Origin of the sequence: Shinella sedimenti, from assembly GCF_022601905.1 — a bacterium.
Classification (GTDB): domain Bacteria; phylum Pseudomonadota; class Alphaproteobacteria; order Rhizobiales; family Rhizobiaceae; genus Shinella; species Shinella sedimenti.
Map to the genome: position 1 here is coordinate 115,920 of NZ_JAKVIN010000003.1, position 15,832 is coordinate 131,751.

The 15,832-nt window shown below is 65.0% G+C and carries 16 protein-coding genes; 3 read left to right on the plus strand and 13 right to left on the minus strand.

Going from position 1 to position 15,832, the window contains the following annotated elements:
• Window positions 1-91 precede the first annotated feature (91 nt).
• Entirely contained in the window at window positions 92-1,150 is a 1,059-nt protein-coding gene (locus MKI86_RS07925; protein WP_241599614.1) for a M14 family metallopeptidase, read from the minus strand.
• A 130-nt stretch (window positions 1,151-1,280) separates the two neighbouring features.
• On the opposite strand from MKI86_RS07925, the gene MKI86_RS07930 reads away from it, so the two are divergent.
• The 3 genes from MKI86_RS07930 (at window position 1,281) to MKI86_RS07940 (ending at window position 3,069) form a co-directional block, all read left to right on the plus strand.
• The gene (locus MKI86_RS07930; RefSeq protein ID WP_241599616.1) at window positions 1,281-1,841 is read left to right on the plus strand and encodes a methylated-DNA--[protein]-cysteine S-methyltransferase; all 561 of its coding nucleotides are present in this window, start codon (window positions 1,281-1,283) and stop codon (window positions 1,839-1,841) included.
• Window positions 1,842-1,908: 67 nt separating this feature from the next.
• Complete coding sequence (locus MKI86_RS07935) at window positions 1,909-2,487, plus strand: TetR/AcrR family transcriptional regulator (RefSeq protein WP_241599618.1); 579 nt, start codon at window positions 1,909-1,911, stop codon at window positions 2,485-2,487.
• 90 nt (window positions 2,488-2,577) lie between these two features.
• Window positions 2,578-3,069, plus strand: coding sequence for a hypothetical protein (locus tag MKI86_RS07940; RefSeq protein WP_241599620.1), 492 nt, complete (start codon window positions 2,578-2,580; stop codon window positions 3,067-3,069).
• 65 nt (window positions 3,070-3,134) lie between these two features.
• Here the strand turns inward: MKI86_RS07940 and guaA are convergent, their stop codons facing one another.
• The 12 genes from guaA to queG all read right to left on the minus strand — a co-directional run bounded on the left by guaA (window position 3,135) and on the right by queG (window position 15,827).
• A complete protein-coding gene (gene guaA / locus MKI86_RS07945) occupies window positions 3,135-4,697 on the minus strand; it encodes a glutamine-hydrolyzing GMP synthase (protein WP_241599622.1) in 1,563 nt (520 codons plus the stop codon).
• 54 nt (window positions 4,698-4,751) lie between these two features.
• Complete coding sequence (locus tag MKI86_RS07950; RefSeq protein WP_241599631.1) at window positions 4,752-5,396, minus strand: 5'-methylthioadenosine/S-adenosylhomocysteine nucleosidase; 645 nt, start codon at window positions 5,394-5,396, stop codon at window positions 4,752-4,754.
• Complete coding sequence (locus MKI86_RS07955; protein WP_241599633.1) at window positions 5,393-5,842, minus strand: PaaI family thioesterase; 450 nt, start codon at window positions 5,840-5,842, stop codon at window positions 5,393-5,395. Before MKI86_RS07955 ends, MKI86_RS07950 begins: the two co-directional genes overlap by 4 nt.
• A 96-nt stretch (window positions 5,843-5,938) precedes the next feature.
• Window positions 5,939-6,394, minus strand: coding sequence for a TspO/MBR family protein (locus MKI86_RS07960; protein WP_241599635.1), 456 nt, complete (start codon window positions 6,392-6,394; stop codon window positions 5,939-5,941).
• 42 nt (window positions 6,395-6,436) lie between these two features.
• The gene (locus MKI86_RS07965) at window positions 6,437-7,540 is read right to left on the minus strand and encodes a DUF1513 domain-containing protein (RefSeq protein WP_241599637.1); all 1,104 of its coding nucleotides are present in this window, start codon (window positions 7,538-7,540) and stop codon (window positions 6,437-6,439) included.
• On the minus strand, window positions 7,540-8,667 hold the full coding sequence (locus MKI86_RS07970) for an imelysin family protein (protein ID WP_241599639.1): 1,128 nt from the start codon (window positions 8,665-8,667) through the stop codon (window positions 7,540-7,542). Before MKI86_RS07970 ends, MKI86_RS07965 begins: the two co-directional genes overlap by 1 nt.
• The gene (locus MKI86_RS07975; protein ID WP_241599641.1) at window positions 8,667-10,202 is read right to left on the minus strand and encodes a di-heme oxidoreductase family protein; all 1,536 of its coding nucleotides are present in this window, start codon (window positions 10,200-10,202) and stop codon (window positions 8,667-8,669) included. Before MKI86_RS07975 ends, MKI86_RS07970 begins: the two co-directional genes overlap by 1 nt.
• 48 nt (window positions 10,203-10,250) lie before the next feature.
• Window positions 10,251-11,528, minus strand: a complete 1,278-nt coding sequence (locus tag MKI86_RS07980; protein WP_241599643.1) for an imelysin family protein — start codon at window positions 11,526-11,528, stop codon at window positions 10,251-10,253.
• 193 nt (window positions 11,529-11,721) lie between these two features.
• Window positions 11,722-13,011, minus strand: coding sequence for an RsmB/NOP family class I SAM-dependent RNA methyltransferase (locus MKI86_RS07985; protein ID WP_241599645.1), 1,290 nt, complete (start codon window positions 13,009-13,011; stop codon window positions 11,722-11,724).
• Between the two features lie 73 nt (window positions 13,012-13,084).
• A complete protein-coding gene (locus MKI86_RS07990; protein ID WP_134648136.1) occupies window positions 13,085-13,447 on the minus strand; it encodes a septal ring lytic transglycosylase RlpA family protein in 363 nt (120 codons plus the stop codon).
• 362 nt (window positions 13,448-13,809) lie between these two features.
• Window positions 13,810-14,685: an SDR family oxidoreductase gene (locus MKI86_RS07995; protein WP_241599647.1), complete on the minus strand. Its 876-nt coding sequence runs from the start codon at window positions 14,683-14,685 to the stop codon at window positions 13,810-13,812.
• Window positions 14,682-15,827 (minus strand): tRNA epoxyqueuosine(34) reductase QueG, encoded by a 1,146-nt coding sequence (gene queG / locus MKI86_RS08000; protein ID WP_241599650.1) that lies wholly within the window; start codon window positions 15,825-15,827, stop codon window positions 14,682-14,684. The genes MKI86_RS07995 and queG overlap by 4 nt, the downstream gene beginning before the upstream one ends.
• Between the last annotated feature and the right edge of the window lie 5 nt (window positions 15,828-15,832).

Below are 15,832 nucleotides of genomic sequence, written 5' to 3' on the forward strand. Positions count from 1 at the left end.
GGCGGCAAGCCCGCCCCCGCTATATATTGCCCCTGACAATGCGAATGCGAGAGGAGATTATGCCGCCCGCCGGAAGATTTTTGTCCCGGCGTCAATCCTCCAGCGTGCCGGGCTTGCGGTCGCGCCGTGTCGGCTCGTGGCCGGCGATCTTCATGAGGTCGTCGCCGCGCCGCGCATAACGCGCGGAGCTGCGGGTGGCGATCAGGCCGTTATGGCGCGCGGCCACGTCGACCGTGCCATCGGGGTCGCCCGGGCGGGTGATCAGGGTCGCGAGGATGTCGCCCGCCTTGACCGTCTCGCCGATATCGCGGTGGAAGAGGATGGTGCCCGGCTCGGGCGCCTTCACCATCTCGATATTGTCGAGCGGCACGGCCGGGCCGGTATAGGGGCGCACGGTCAGTGCGGGATCGGCGACCACGCCGCGGCCTGCAAGGAAGGCCCACAGGCCCTCGGCATCGCGCTGGGTTATATCGGCATAGACGTCGCGGCGGCCGCGCAGCTCCAACGTCACGGCGAGGCGCCCGGGCACGGACTTCAGCTTGTCGCCGCCCTGGCGCTTGAAGGCGTGGCCGACGGCCTCCTCGAAGGCGGTGCTTTCGCCGTCGGAGAGGAAGACCGCCTGCATGTCGAGTGCTGAGGCGAGATCGGCCGCCTCCGGCCAGAAGGCATCGTCGATATAGGCATATTGCAGGGATTCGTCATCGCAATGCAGGTCGAGCACGAGGTCGTGTCCGAGTGCCGTGTGGAGCAGCGTGCGCTTCAGCCGGTCGACGGCGCTGCGGCGGTCCATGCCGGCGATCAGCGTGTCGCGCTCGGCGAGCGCCACGAGCGGAAAATCCCGGTTGAAGTTGGTGCGCGAGCCCAGGTCGAACCGGCCTTCCATCTCGCCGAAATGGGACTGGGCAAGCCCGATCGGGTTGGCCTGCGGGATGACGGTGATGTCGCCGCGTATGGCGCCCACGGCATCCGCCTTGCGTAATCTTTCGAGGAGGAAATGCGAAAGCGCCACGCCGGGCAGTTCGTTGGCGTGGAGAGCGGCCTGGATATAGACCGACGGCGCCGTGGCATCGCTGCCCTTGAAGCGGAACACCGGCAAGCGCCATTCGATGCCGGCCGTATCGCCGCCGATGATGATCTCTGTCCGTTCCACGTCATGCCCTCGCTGCTTCGTTTCACCCGGTTATGCGAAGGGACGGCGCATCGCGCAAGCCCCGGCAAGAATCGGGTTGAAAGCGGCGGGCCAAAGCCCGATCTTGGGCGAAACGGGAAAGGAGCCGATCATGCCCGGCGATATCCGATACCTGATCTTCGAAACGCAGGGCGGCCCCTGCGGCATCGCCTGGACCGCGGCCGGCATCGTGCGCTTCCAGCTGCCCGGCGAGGACGCGGAAACGACACGCCGCCTGCTGACGCGCCGCTTGCCCGAGGCGCAGGCCGGGCCGCCGCCGCCGGATGTCGCCCGCGCTGTGGATGCGGTGAAACGCTATTTCGCGGGCGAGGCGGTCGATTTCAGCGGTGTCGCGCTCGACCTCTCGGACCAGAGTGATTTCTTCCTCACGGTGTACGATGCCGCGCGCCGGGTGCCGTGGGGCGCAACGACGACATATGGCACGATAGCCCGCGATCTCGGCGCAGGCCCGGAAATGGCGCGCGAGGTCGGCCAGGCGATGGCCAAGAACCCTGTCGCTCTCATTATTCCCTGCCATCGGGTGCTTGCCGCCGGCGGCAAGGTCGGCGGCTTCTCCGCGCCGGGCGGCTCGTCCTCCAAGCTAAAGATGCTGGCGCTGGAGGGCATTTCCTTCGCGCCGCCCGCGCCGGCGCAGCAGTCCTTCGGCTTTTAACGACGGCCTGATCGTGCTGAAAAGGAATTGGCTTGCTTTTCGACCTACTAGTTGGTAGGTAAACGGCATGAGCAATCTTCCTTCTACCGCCAACGATATTCTTCGCTGCGCTCGCACACTCCTTGTGCGAGGAGGCTACAACGGTTTCAGTTACGCCGATATCGCTGCGGTGGTCGGCATCCGCAAGGCCAGCATCCACCATCACTTTCCGGCAAAGGCCGATCTCGTGCGGGCGGTCGTCGCGCAATATCGCGAGGAGGCGCGGCAGGGCATGGCGGACCTGGAACAGGCCGTCGCCGATCCGCGTGCGCAGATCGAGGCCTATCTCGGCTATTGGGAGACCTGTATCGCCGACGCGTCCCATCCCTTCTGCGTCTGTGCGCTGCTCGCCACGGAAATGCAGGTGCTACCGGAGGAAGTGGCGCTGGAAGTGCGCGGTCATTTCCGGCATCTTTCCGGCTGGCTCGCCTGCGTGCTGGAGCGCGGCGCCGCGCAAGGCCGCTTTACACTGAGCGGAACGCCTGACGATAATGCGGAGCTGTTCATGGCGGCCGTGCATGGTGCGATGCTTTCGGCGCGTGCCTATGGCGAGCCTGCTGCATTCGGCATAGTGGCGCGCTCCCTGCTGGAGCGCATCGCCGCCTAGACATGCGAATTTCAATGCCACAGCGCTTACGCCGATCACCTACCAACTAGTAGATAGCCAACCTTTCATCTTCAAGCAAAGGACAGTTTGATGTTCGGAATTTCACCTCTCGGCTGGGTCCACACACTCGGCAGCCTGCCGGCCATTCCCGTGGCGGTCTATATGTTCGCCCGGCACGGCCGCATCGTTCCGCGCTCGGGCGCGGGCATGATCTATCTCGTGTCCATGCTGATCGGTGCGACGACGGCGTTCCTCGTTGCGCGCCAGCCCGTGAGCTACGGCATTGCCGGGGCGACGATCCTGTTTCTGGCCGCAGGCTACGGTGCAGAGCGCCTTTTCGGCCGCACGCGTCTTGAACGATATGTCGAGACCATCTGTCTCACCTTAAGCGCATTTCTTCTGATGTTGCCGACAATCACCGAGATCCTGCGCCGGGTTCCGGATGGACATCCGCTGGCGCCCGATCTGGATTCGCCGCTGCTGCTCGGCGCGCAGGCGACGCTGCTGGCCGTCCTGATCATCGGCCTGGCGGCACAGATCATTTTCCTGAGGCGGCAGAACAGGGCTGTCGTGGGCGCATGAGCTGCCAAGCCATGGCCCGATAAAGTTTGTCCCGGCGATGGGAGACTATCGCCGGGACAAAACCATCATTCCCACTCGATCGTGCCCGGCGGCTTCGACGTGACGTCGTAGACGACGCGGTTGATGCCGCGGACTTCGTTGATGATGCGGGTTGCCGCACGGCCGAGGAAGTTCATGTCATAGTGGTAGAAGTCGGCGGTCATGCCGTCGACGGAGGTGACGGCGCGTAGTGCGCAGACGAATTCGTAGGTACGGCCGTCGCCCATGACGCCGACGGTCTGGACCGGCAGCAGCACGGCGAAGGCCTGCCAGATCTTGTCGTAGAGGCCAGCCTTGCGGATTTCGTCGAGATAGATCGCATCGGCTTCGCGCAGAATCTCCAGCTTGTCGCGGGTGATGCCGCCCGGGCAGCGGATGGCAAGGCCCGGACCCGGGAACGGGTGGCGGCCGATGAAGCTCTCGGGCAGGCCGAGCTCGCGGCCGAGCACGCGCACCTCGTCCTTGAAGAGCTCGCGCAGCGGCTCCACGAGCTTCATGTTCATGCGCTCGGGCAGGCCACCGACATTGTGGTGCGACTTGATCGTGACCGAAGGGCCGCCGGTAAACGAGACGCTTTCGATGACATCAGGATAAAGCGTGCCCTGCGCGAGGAACTCCGCGCCGCCGAGCTTGCCGGCCTCTTCCTCGAAGACCTCGATGAACAGGCGGCCGATGATCTTGCGCTTGGTCTCGGGATCCGAAACGCCTTCCAGCTCGCCGACGAAGCGGTCGACGGCGTCCACGTGGATGAGGTGCAGGTTGTAGTGTTCGCGGAACATGGCGACGACGTCGGCCGCCTCGTTCTTGCGCATCAGGCCGTGGTCGACGAGGATGCAGGTGAGCTGCGCGCCGACGGCCTCATGGATGAGGAGGGCAGCAACGGACGAATCGACGCCGCCCGACAGCGCGCAGATGACGCGCTTGTCGCCGACTTGCTCGCGGATTGCTTCAACCGCACGGGCGCGATAGGCCGACATCGACCAGTCGCCCTTGATGCCGGCGATCTTGTGCACGAAGTTCGACAGCAGCTTGGCGCCGTCGGGCGTGTGCACCACTTCCGGGTGGAACATCGTCGTGTAGTAGCGCTTCGCCTCGTTGACGCAGATGGCGAAGGGCGCGTTTTCCGAGGTGCCGATGACCTCGAAGCCTTCAGGCGCCTCGGTGACGCGGTCGCCGTGGCTCATCCAGACCGGATATTTCTTGCCAACGTCCCAGAAGCCTTCGAAAAGCGGGCTGGACTTCAGGATTTCCACATCGGCGCGGCCGAACTCGCGGGCATGGCCGCCTTCGACGGTGCCGCCGAGCTGCAGGCTCAGCGTCTGTTGGCCGTAGCAGATGCCGAGGATCGGCAGGCCGGAATCGAAAACCACCTGCGGCGCGCGCGGGCTGCCCTGGTCGAGAACAGAGGCGGGGCCGCCGGAAAAGATGATCGCCTTCGGCTTCATGCGGTGGAAGGCTTCTTCCGCCGACTGGAAGGGGATGATCTCGCAATAGACGCCTGCTTCGCGCACGCGCCGCCCGATGAGCTGGGTCACCTGGCTGCCGAAATCGATGATGAGAACGCTGTCGGGATGGGCTGTCTGGGTCATGGCGAGCCTTTAATGAATATCCGTGCGACGCGCAACCGGGGACAGGCCGGATTTTCAGCCTTTCAGCACGATCGTACCGTCGCGCAACGACGCTTCCAGCCGGTCGACCGCCGCCGCGAGCTTTTCGTCGATGACGCCGAGATACTGCGTCCAGTCGCCGATATGGCTGAGTTCGGTCTTGCCGTCGGAAATGCCGCGCAGGCCGATGAGCCTTACGCCGAAGGCCTGGCAGGCGCGCAGCGACGCATAGGTTTCCATCTCCACCATATCGGCGTCGATGGCCGCATAGGCCACGCCCGAGACGATATTGGCGCCGGTGGAAAGCCGTGCCTCGGCGATGCCGGGAATGCGCGCGGGAAGCGTCACTTCCGCCGGCAGCGCGAGAAAGGGCGTGGCGCCCTTGGTGAAGCCGATGGCCGAGGCATCCATGTCGCGATAGGAAACCGAGGTCGCCTGGTAGATGCCGGTCTGTTCCAGCGTGGCCGAGCCGGCCGAGCCGAGAGAGACGACGAAATCGGGCAGGCGGGCCTCCGCCTCGAGATGGCCGAGCGCCAGCGTCATCTGCACGGCGGCCTCGACGGGGCCGACACCGGTCAGAAGCGGTGTGATGCGCGATTTCAGATGCGGGCCGTATTCGGCATCCACGGCCATGACATAGAGAACACGATGATTGCCGACCGACTTGAGAGTGACGCTCATCCCGCGACGTCCTCGCGCCCGCGCACCACCATCATCGTGCCTGTCATGGAGGCGATGAGCTTGGCCGGGCCGTCGGACACGGCGTAGCCGCGCCCGTCGGCGACGATGATGTTGGAGCCGGGCTTGGTGACCTCGCCGCGGAACAGGAAGCGCTCTCCGCGTCCCGGCGACATCAGGTTGACCTTGAATTCGATGGTGAGGATCGAAGCATCGGGGTCGATGACGGAATAGGCGGCATACCCGCATGCCGTGTCGAGCGCGGCGGAAATGATGCCGGCATGCAGGAAACCGTGCTGCTGCGTCAGTTTCTCGTCGAAGGGAAGCTCGATTTCTACCGTGCCGTGGGAAACGCGGGTGAGTTCCGCGCCGATCAGGCGCATGGCGGCCTGACGTTCGAAGCTCCTGGCGATGCGGTCGGCGAAACCCGACGGAGGAAAGCCTGTCATGATACTCACACGGTTGCTGGCGCGCCGGCCGAAAGCGGGACAGGCCGAGGTTTGCATGGCCGATGCTGCACTGCAAGCGTCATGATGGGACGCGTGTCAGTTCAGCATGACGATTGCGGTGTTGAGTGCCGTCGCGAAGGCGACCCAGGCGAGGTAGGGCACGAAGAGCAGGGATGCCGTGCGATCCTGCCGCCAGGAGGCGACCATGAAGCCGATGACGGCGACCAGCAGGCCGAGAATGACGATGAGCGCGGAGGAGGGATCGCGCCAGCCGAAGAACAGCGGCGACCAGGCGAAGTTCAGGATGAGCTGGGCAAACCACAGCCGCATCGCCATCGTACCGCGATAGGCGAGCCATGTCCGCGCCCCGACCACGCCGATGATGACATAGAGGATGCTCCAGACCGGTGCGAAGACCCAGTTGGGCGGGTTGAACGACGGCTTGGCGAGGGATTGATACCATTCGCCGGGCACGTTGTTGGCGCCGATGAGAGGGCCGCCGCCGAGAACGACGACGATGAAGACGAGATAGGTCAGGGTCTTGTTGCTCATGGTGCGCAAATTAGGGCGTTGCAGGGGATCGTCCAGACGGTTTCAGTGGTTGGCCAAGAGTTTTGCGATGTGCTGGTCCCAGGCGACGGGCTCGCGCCGTCCGGCAAAGCGGCCGTCATAGGAGGAGACGGCAAAACCGTGCGGTGCCGCGGCAATGCCGGCCGCATCCGTGACGGCGTCGTCCCTGATAATCCGGCCGCTCTCGGCCTCCAGCACGACGAAGCGCCCGCCGTTGGGTGAGGTGAGGCCGACAAGCCCTTCGCTTCGGTTGACGGCGATGGCGCCGACATAATTGGCAAGCCCGATGGTCGTTTCGGCTGGCAGCGACAGGAAGGTCAGGTCCTCGCCCTTACCAAAATGGCCGACGAGCGGTGGCAGGTCGTTGCGTGGCCCCTCATACTGGCACGCAAACCAGATCTGTCCCTTGTCGTCGAGATCGATGTGGCGGGTGGAAAGCTGGCGCAGCTTTTCCGGCAGGGCATGGCGTTCGACGAGCGCGCCGGTTGCCGCATCGATCAGCGCGAGCGAGGGCTCCATATGGTCGAGATTGAGCTTGGTGCGGCCAAAATCCGGGTGGGTCTCGATGCCGCCATTGGCGGCGATCAACAGTTTGCCGTCGTCGCTGACCGACAGATCATGGGTGCCGATGCCGTAGGTCTGGTATTCGCCGATGCGGCGATAGCCGTCGCGGGCATCGTAAAGGCCGATGACGCCGCGGCGGTTGTCGAAATCGTTCTCGCTGGCATAGAGCAGCCGCCCGTCAGGCGAAAAGCAGCCGTGGCCGAAGAAATGCCGGTCCTCGGCGGCGGCGATGGTGACGGGCTCGGCTCTGCCGGTGCGGTCGATCACCAGCGCGAAAGTGCCGGGCCGTCGCGCGAAAGCGACGAGGTGGCCGGTCAGGGGCGAGAAGGCCATGCCGTGGCTGCGGGCGGGAAGCGGCGTGCGATCAATGACGGTGCCGTCCTCGGCAAGCACGGCGATGCCGAACGTCCCGTCGTGGTCGCGGTAGCCGGACGCGAAGACGGCATCGGTGCGCGACAGGGCGAAGGACGGGCGCGGCGCAAGCGCTGCGACGAAGCCCACGCCCGCCATGCGCAGGAAGGCGCGGCGTTCGATTGCCCCACTTGGCCGGCCCGCCGCGCGCATCAGTCGCCGTCCGCGAAGGAGAAGCCAGCGCCCAGCCCCATGGCCGTGCCATATTCGCCGTTCAGCCGCTCGATCAGGTCACGCGAATTGACGAGCAGGAAGGCGATCTTCTGCTGCTCCTCGGGCGTCGACACCGCCTTTTCGATATCGGGATCGATGGTCGGCGTGACGCGTGCCAGCGCTTTCAGCACGAAATCGATATTGCCGCCGATGGAAACGAAGCTGGGATCGATGAGGCCCGCCATGCCCGACGTGTCGAACAGGGCGCGAAGGCCCTCGATATTGGCGCCGATCGACACCCAGGTGTTGCCGGAGCGCCAGAACAGCGCCGATTTCGGGCGCGCAATGCCGCCGTGCCGGTAGAAGGTCTCGATTCGCTGGTCGCGCACGGCTTCCGCGCCATGCACGAGGATGCCGAGGAGCGCCGTCATCGCCTCGCGGCCGGTGCGGAAGACCGGGTTCTGCGGGCCGGGATGCTTCCAGTGCTGCTGCACGCCGTCAGGCGCGTCCCAGGCGGCGACGAGCTGCCCCGCCGTCTTCTCGATATGGCTGGCGACGGCAGCGGCGTAACGGCAGCGGAAGCTTTCCGGCCCGGTCATCAGCGCGTCCGCGCCCGTGCCGTAAAGCGCAAATTCCAGCGCGCCGAAGCCCTGGATGGCGACGCTTCTGGTGCCCATCGTCGCGGCGTCGGCGTCCGCCGGGTCCTGCTTTTGAAGAAGCGCCTGCACCTGCTTGAGGCCGGTGCTCTTGCGGTCGGGATAGAATAGGATGCGTTCGAAGCGGTTGTCGTCGAGCACCGGACCGATGCGTACGATCTCGATACGGCCCCAGTCGGCGACGGCTTGCCGAAATGCGGTATCGACCGCCTGCCGCGTCTCGGTGGAAGGGCTCGCGCAGAAGGCGTCGGTCGCCTCGGCGAGCGCGCCGGCAGAGGCGTGGAAGGCACGGTAGCCGGGGCGGATGACCTCATCCACGGCCTTGGTCATCACGCCGACGACATTCTCATCGGTGAGATCAGGCGGCACGGGGGCGGTGCCCTCCTGCGCCAGCGCCGGAAGCGTGGCCGACAAAAGAAGACCACCCGCAAGCATGGGCAGGAGGCGGGCAATGGACAGGCGCCGGGTCATCAGAGGCTCTCCAGGAAGGTAAGAAGGGCGTCGCGGTCGTGTTTTTCCAGCGCGGCGAAGCGGTCGCGCGCCGCCTGGGCCTCCCCGCCGTGCCAAAGGATGGCCTCGGTGAGGTTGCGGGCGCGCCCGTCATGCAGGAAGAACGTATGACCGTTGACGGTTTTTGTAAGGCCGATGCCCCAGAGCGGCGGCGTGCGCCAGTCGTGGCCTGTTGCAACCCCGACCGCCTGTCCGTCGGCAAGGCCTTCGCCCATGTCGTGCAGCAGGAAATCGGAATAGGGCCAGATCAGCTGGAAGGCATGCGCCTTGTTGTCGGCATCGCGCCGCGTCACGAATTTGGGGTGGTGGCAGGACACGCAACCTGTCTCGTAAAAGACGCGCTTACCCGCCAGCGTTTCGGGGAAACTCGCCTTGCGCCGGGCGGGCACGGCGAGGTTTTCGGCATAGAAGGTGACGAGGTCCATGACCGGCGGCGGCGCTTCCACGTCGCCAAGCCGCGGCTGGACGCCGTCCGGCCGTTCCAGGCAGGCGGTTTGCGCGGGCATGCAATCGCCCTGGTGCAAGGGCACCTCCGGCGTCGATATGCCGATATCGAAGGCGAAGGCTTCCGCGCTCTGCCGGCGCACGGTGGCGGACTGTGCCTTCCAGCCGAAACGCCCGAGCGCCTGCTTGCCGGTTGCGGGATCGATAGCGATGGCCGCGCGGCCGCGGATGCCGTCGCCGTTCGCATCGTCGGGATCGGCAAGCGCGCGAATATCGGCCTCGTGGATCGCCTGGATCAGCCCGAGGCCGAGCATCGGCTGCGTAACGCGCGGTGAAAGCGTCGTGGCCGGGTCGAGGTCGCCATAGGCGAGGTCGGTGACGGAATAGTGCGGCCGTCGCAGCATGACGACCTCGCCGCCGGCAAGCGTTACCGGCTCCTCGGTATAGGTGACGGCCATACGGCCCTCGGCCTTGAGGCCCGGCACGGCCTGATCCTGCAGCTGGCGCCCGTAGACCGGGTCGGGCAGGCTCATCTGGCTGAAACTGTCGAGAGCCGCCTTTTCGTCTTCCGTGCGCGCCGGGCGGGCAAGCCGCAGGAACATGGAGGTGGCGTCGGCCGCGCCTTCCGGCGGATGGCCACGGCCGTCGCGTATATGGCAGGTCTGGCACGAGCGCGCATTGTAGAGCGGGCCGAGCCCGTCGGACGCCTGCGTGGAGGACGGCGAGGACACCCAGAGCTTCTGGAACAGCGCATTGCCGAGCTTGAAGCTCTCCCGCTCTTCAAAAGTGATGTTTTCGGAAAAATGCGAGAAGCTGTTGATGTCGGTTCGCGCGAGCGACGTCGCGGCCCCGCCGGACATCGCCTCGTACTGCTCCGCCTTGGAAAAATCGGTGGCAAGCGCGGTCGCGGCCTCCACGCGCTTTTGGTCTTTCGCAGAGAGATCGTCACGGGCGCGGCCGGAGGAATGGGCCGTTCCAAGCGCAAAAACGCCCGCCGACACGGCAACCGCGGCGCAAACCGCGAGCAGACGGCGGGCAGGGCGTTTCGTCATGCGTGAAATCGGGCCGCAGTCCACGGGGACGGCGGCCCGCCTTCTTTCTTATTTGAAGACAGCGTTAGGATTATCCAGGCTGTCGGAGCCTTCAAGCTCGATCTTGCCGAGATCGAGCGACGCAACGACGCGCTCGATCGTCTTGGTCTGATCGACCAGCGTATCGATGGCGGTCTGCACGACCTTGTTGCCCTCGGCATTGCCCTCGCCGATCATCTGGTCATAGGCCTCGCCGCCTTCCGCGCGGTCCACCAGCGCCTTGAAGGCTGCATGACTGGCGTCCAGCTTCTCGGTCATCTCCTTGTCGAGTGCCGCGTCCTTTTCGGCGACGAGCTCGTGCAGCGACGGGCCCGTCATCTTGGTGCCGTCAGGGCGGGTATATTCGCCCGTATAGACGGTCTGGATGCCGACGACGTCATAGTAATGCGAGTTGTGCGTGTTGTCGGAGAAGCAATCGTGTTCTTCTTCCGGATCGTGCAACAGGAGGCCGAGCTTCATGCGCTCGCCGGCAAGCTCGCCATAGGAGAGGGAGCCCATGCCGGTCAGCATGGCGGTGATGCCGGCCTTCGGATCCGCGGTCACGTTCTTGGTGGCGTCGCCTTCCGGCGTCCAGGCGGCGACCATTTCCTGCAGGTCGGTGACGAGCAGCGAGGAGGCGGCCTTCAGGTAGGCGGCGCGGCGGTCGCAATTGCCGTTGGTGCAATTGGCCGTGTCATAGTCGCTGGCCTGGCGGTTGCCCGCACCCGGACCGGTGCCGTTCAGATCCTGGCCCCACAGCAGGAATTCGATGGCGTGGTAGCCGGTCGCCACGTTCGCCTCGACTTCGCCGGCCTCGTGCAGTTCCTGCAGGACGTCGGGCGTGATGGTCGTGGCGTCGATGGCCTTGCCGGCGATCTCGAGCTTCGGATTGGCAATGACATTGCCGACGAACAGCGCGTTCGTGTCGCTCTCGGTGCCGTAGCTCGGGTCGACATAATCGATCAGGCCTTCATCGAGCGGCCAGGCGTTGACCTTGCCTTCCCACTCGTCGACGAGCGGGTTGCCGAAGCGGTAGGCTTCCGTCTGCTGGTAGGGCACGCGGGCCTTGAGCCATGCCTCGCGCGCGGCCTTCAGCGTTTCGTCGCTCGGCTTGGCGATCAGCGCGTCGACGGCGGCGTCGAGCGCCTTTGCGGCATCGAGCGAGTCCGAGAACTTCGCGTGCGCGATCTCGGCATAATGCTTGACGATGGCGGCCGGATCGGCAGCCGCATGCGCCGTGCCGATGGCAAGGCCGGATGTCGCGGTGGCGAGTGCAAAGACGGCCGCGCGAAGGAAGGAAGTGGTCATGACGTCTCCTGGTGTCCTGTTTGGCGTGTCCCCCGACGCCGGACAGCAGCCGATGGCCGCAGTCCGAACGGCCCGTAAAGCCGGGGCCGGGTCTGTTCAGGCCAGCATGTCATGGACCAAATAAAAACTTGTGTCAAAGTGTATAGTTTAGAACGGTTTCAAGCTGTTCCGCGCCTTTGACACAACGCAAACGTCAGCGCTTGCGCGCCATGGCGCAGAAGAAGAAACCGTCCGTGTCGGTGGTCGCCGGTGTGAGCGTCACCGTCCTGCCGTCGCGCGAGCGGGGCTGCGGCTTGTCCTTGCCGAAAAGCGTGCCCCAGGTCTCGGTGGCCGGCAGGATTTCGAAGCCGGGATGGTCTTCGCAGAAGCCGTTGACCTGCTCTTCGTTCTCCTGCGGCAGGATGGAACAGGTGACGTAGAACAGGAAACCGCCCGGCCGCACGAAGGCGCTGGCATTGGCAAGCGCCTCCCGCTGCTGGGCAAGGCGCTCCTCAAGATTCTTTTCCGTGAGGCGCCACTTGGTATCGGGGCGGCGCCGCCAGGTGCCGGTGCCCGTGCACGGCGCATCGACCAGCACGCGGTCGAAGCGTTCCTTCAGCGGCATGAGGCTGGAAAGGTCCTCGTGGACCTGGACATTACGGGTGCCGGCACGCTTCAGCCGCTCGATGATCGGGGCGAGGCGCTTGCGGTCCGTGTCATAGGCATGGACCTGGCCCTTGTTGTGCATTGCGGCCGCCATGGCGAGCGTCTTGCCACCGCCGCCGGCGCAGAAATCGAGCACCTGCTCGCCTTCGCGCGGCACGGCGAGATCGGCAACGATCTGCGAGCCCTCGTCCTGCACCTCGAACCACCCCTTCTGGAAGGCGAGGTCGGCAGTGACATTGGGCAGGCGCGATGCGCCCTCACCGGCGGGAATGCGCACGCCCTGGCGGGCGATGGCGGAGGCGACGGCGCCGTTGCGCTCCAGCGCCTTCAGCACCTTCTCGCGGTCCGCCTTGAGGGTATTGGCGCGAAGATCGAGGGTCGGCCGACCCGCCAGCGCCTTGGCCTCATCCAGCCAGTCGCTTCCGAAATTCGTCTCGAAGGCGGGCTGGATCCATTCGGGGATGTCGCCCTGAACGTGGGGCGCGGCATCGTCGAGATTGCGGGAACGGAAGGCGGCGAGCTTTTCCTCGTCCAGCGGTTCCGGCGCGAAGCGGTCGCCGTCGAATTCCGCGGCAAGCGTTTCGGGCGTGAGGCCCCACTGGCGCATGAGAACGGCATGGCCCAGCGCATTCGGGCTGTCATCGTCCATCAGATAGGCGTGCGACAGTTTCATGCGCAGCGCGTCATAGACGATATTGCCGATGGCGGCGCGGTCGCCGGAGCCTGCGAACCGATGGGAGAGGCCCCAGTCCTTGAGCGCATCTGCGACGGGGCGTCGCCGCGTCTCGATATCCGTCAGAACCTCGATGGCTCCCGAGAGCCGCCCACCCAATCGCATCCGTTTACTCCGTTTTGCGTCGTGGTAGCGGCGGAATGCAGCAAGAGCAAGCCGGAGCCGACAGAATTCAAGATCAGCCGATGACCTCGTAGCAGATCTTGGCATGGCCGGAGCGGATCATGCCGATGTTGGAAGCGGCGGCCTTGGAGAGATCGAGAACACGGCCGCGGATGAACGGGCCGCGATCATTGATGCGCACGACGACACTCTTGCCGTTGTTGGCGTTGGTGACCTTGACCTTGGTGCCGAAGCGCAGGCTGCGATGGGCGGCCGTCATGAGGTTGGGGTTCATGCGCTCTCCGGAGGCCGTGCGCGAGTGCAGCGCATACCAGGAGGCGCGGCCACAACCGGCGGCCTGCGCATCGGAGAACGACACGAAGGAAGAGGAAGCGGCGACGAGCGCGGCAATGGCGATGCTGGAGAGCTTGGACGTCATATATCGATGGACCTTCAGGGCAGGTTGTAGGCTTTCGCTGTGATTGGCGCCCTATGAGGAAGCAAAAATGGCGAAAACGTGCCTCAACCCGCCACACTTGCTGTCGCAAGCCCGCAGGATATACAGTCCATCGCCCGCGATGGATTTTTAACCTTGGTTAATGAGGTGGGAAAAGTTCTTTCGAATCAGTCGATAAACTGTCTCTACCTGAAAAGCGGAATGGTCTTCCGGCATTAGTGCAATTTTTCGGAAAAAACTTTCAATGTCGGCCGGAATTGCACAGGAATTCGGCGGCAATAATGTGGCAGATAAATTTTAGGTTGTATTAAATCGCAAAAGACAGCGCCAGCCGCCTCCCGCCCTCAACCGCGCCAGCGGCCGGAGGAATAGAGCTCGGCGAGCGAAAGGCGGTAGTTCGGATACTTGAAACCGAAGCCCGCCGCGCGCAGTTTCGCATTGGAGACGCGCTTGTTCTCCCCGTAGAAAGACCGAGCCATGGTAGAAAGTTCCGCCGTCTCGAAGGGAATATCCGGCGGTATGGGGTAGCCCATCAGGCGGGCGGCTTCCGCCACCACGTCCTGCGGCGGGCCGGGCTCGTCGTCGGTGATGTTCCAGACGCCGCCGAGGCTCCGGTCTGCCAAGAAGAGTGCTGACCCGCCGATATCCTCGACGCGGATGCGGTTGAACACCTGGTCCTTCTTGATGAGGCGGCGGGCGGTGCCGTCCTCCATGTTGCGCAGCGCGTTGCGGCCCGGTCCGTAGATGCCGGAAAGACGCAGCACTGCGACGGGAAGGCCGGAGACCTGGCCGTAGGCGAGCCAGTGGTTCTCCGCTTCGACACGCTCGATGGAACGGGCGGAGACAGGGTTCAGCGGCGTGTCCTCGTCAACCCAGGCGCCCTCGTGATCGCCGTAGACGCCGACGGTGGAGAGATAGCCGGCCCATGCGAGCTTGGGCATCAATGTGGAAAGCGCAGGGCTTCCGGCGCGAAAGAGCGGGTCGCCGTCCCTGCCGGGGGCGATGGACTGCACGACATGCGTGGTGCGCGCCATGGCGGCGAGGAGCGCGTCGGACAGGTCGTTGCCGTCATAGACGATCGGCTCGATGCCGAGTGCGCGGAGGCTTTCCGCCTTCTCCTCAGAGCGGGTGGTGCCGGAAACCGTATAGCCGGCCGACCTGAAGGTTTCGCCGATGGCCTTGCCGGTAAAGCCGGCACCGAGGATCAGGAGGTGCTTCAACGCGTGTCTGCCTTTGCTCTTTCATATTCCGCGCGCACGTCCTCGTCCGCGTCTTCCACCCTTCCTGCCGCAAATTTTGCGAATTCGCCAGCATCCATAAGGCGGGAAAGCGCCCATGCGGCCATGCCACGCACCATGGGCGCCGTATCGTCCGCCAGACGGATGCAAGACGCGATCAGGCCGCGATCGCGCGAATTGCCGGCGGCGATCAGCGTGTTGCGCACGAAGCGGTCGCGGCCGATGCGCTTGACCGGCGAACCGGAGAAATGGCTGCGGAAGGCGGTATCATCCAGCGCGAGCAGATCGGCGATGGCGGGCGCCTTCAGCTCATCGCGCGCGACGAGCTTCATTTCCGAGGCCGCGGCCGCGAACTTGTTCCACGGGCATGCGGCGAGGCAATCGTCGCAGCCATAGATGCGGTTGCCGATCTTCTCGCGCAGGTCGGGCGCAATCGTGCCCTTGTGCTCGATGGTGAGATAGGAGATGCAGCGCCGCGCATCGAGCTTGTAGGGCGCGGGAAAGGCATCCGTCGGGCAGGCATCGAGGCAGGCGCGACAGGAGCCGCAATGATCGCGCTCGGGCTCGTCGCGCAGGAGATCGGCGGTGGTGAAGAGGCTGCCGAGAAACAGCCACGAGCCATGCGTGCGGCTGACGAGGTTCGTATGCTTGCCCTGCCAGCCGAGCCCTGCGGCGGCGGCAAGCGGCTTTTCCATGACGGGCGCGGTATCGACGAAGACCTTGACGTCCTCTCCGCCGCGCGCGGCAAATCGGGTCGCCACCTCCTTCAGCTTGCCCTTGATGATGTCGTGATAGTCACGGTTCTGGGCATAGACCGAGATCGCCGCCCTGTCCGGCATGGCAAGCCCGGCGCGCGGATCGTGCGCCGGGCCATAGTTCATGCCGAAAAGCACGATGGAACGAACGTCGTTCCACAGGACGCGCGGATCGGCACGGCGGGCTTGCGTCTCCGCCATCCAGTCCATGGTGCCGTGGTAGTCGGCGGCCAGGAAATCGGCAAGCCGGGCAGGTGCCTCGGGAATGGAATCGGGAGCGGTGATGCGACAGAGGTCAAACCCCTTGTCGGCCGCTTCCGCCTTGATGAAATCGGTCAGGCGGCGCCGGATCTTCTCGTCGCCCGACATGATCA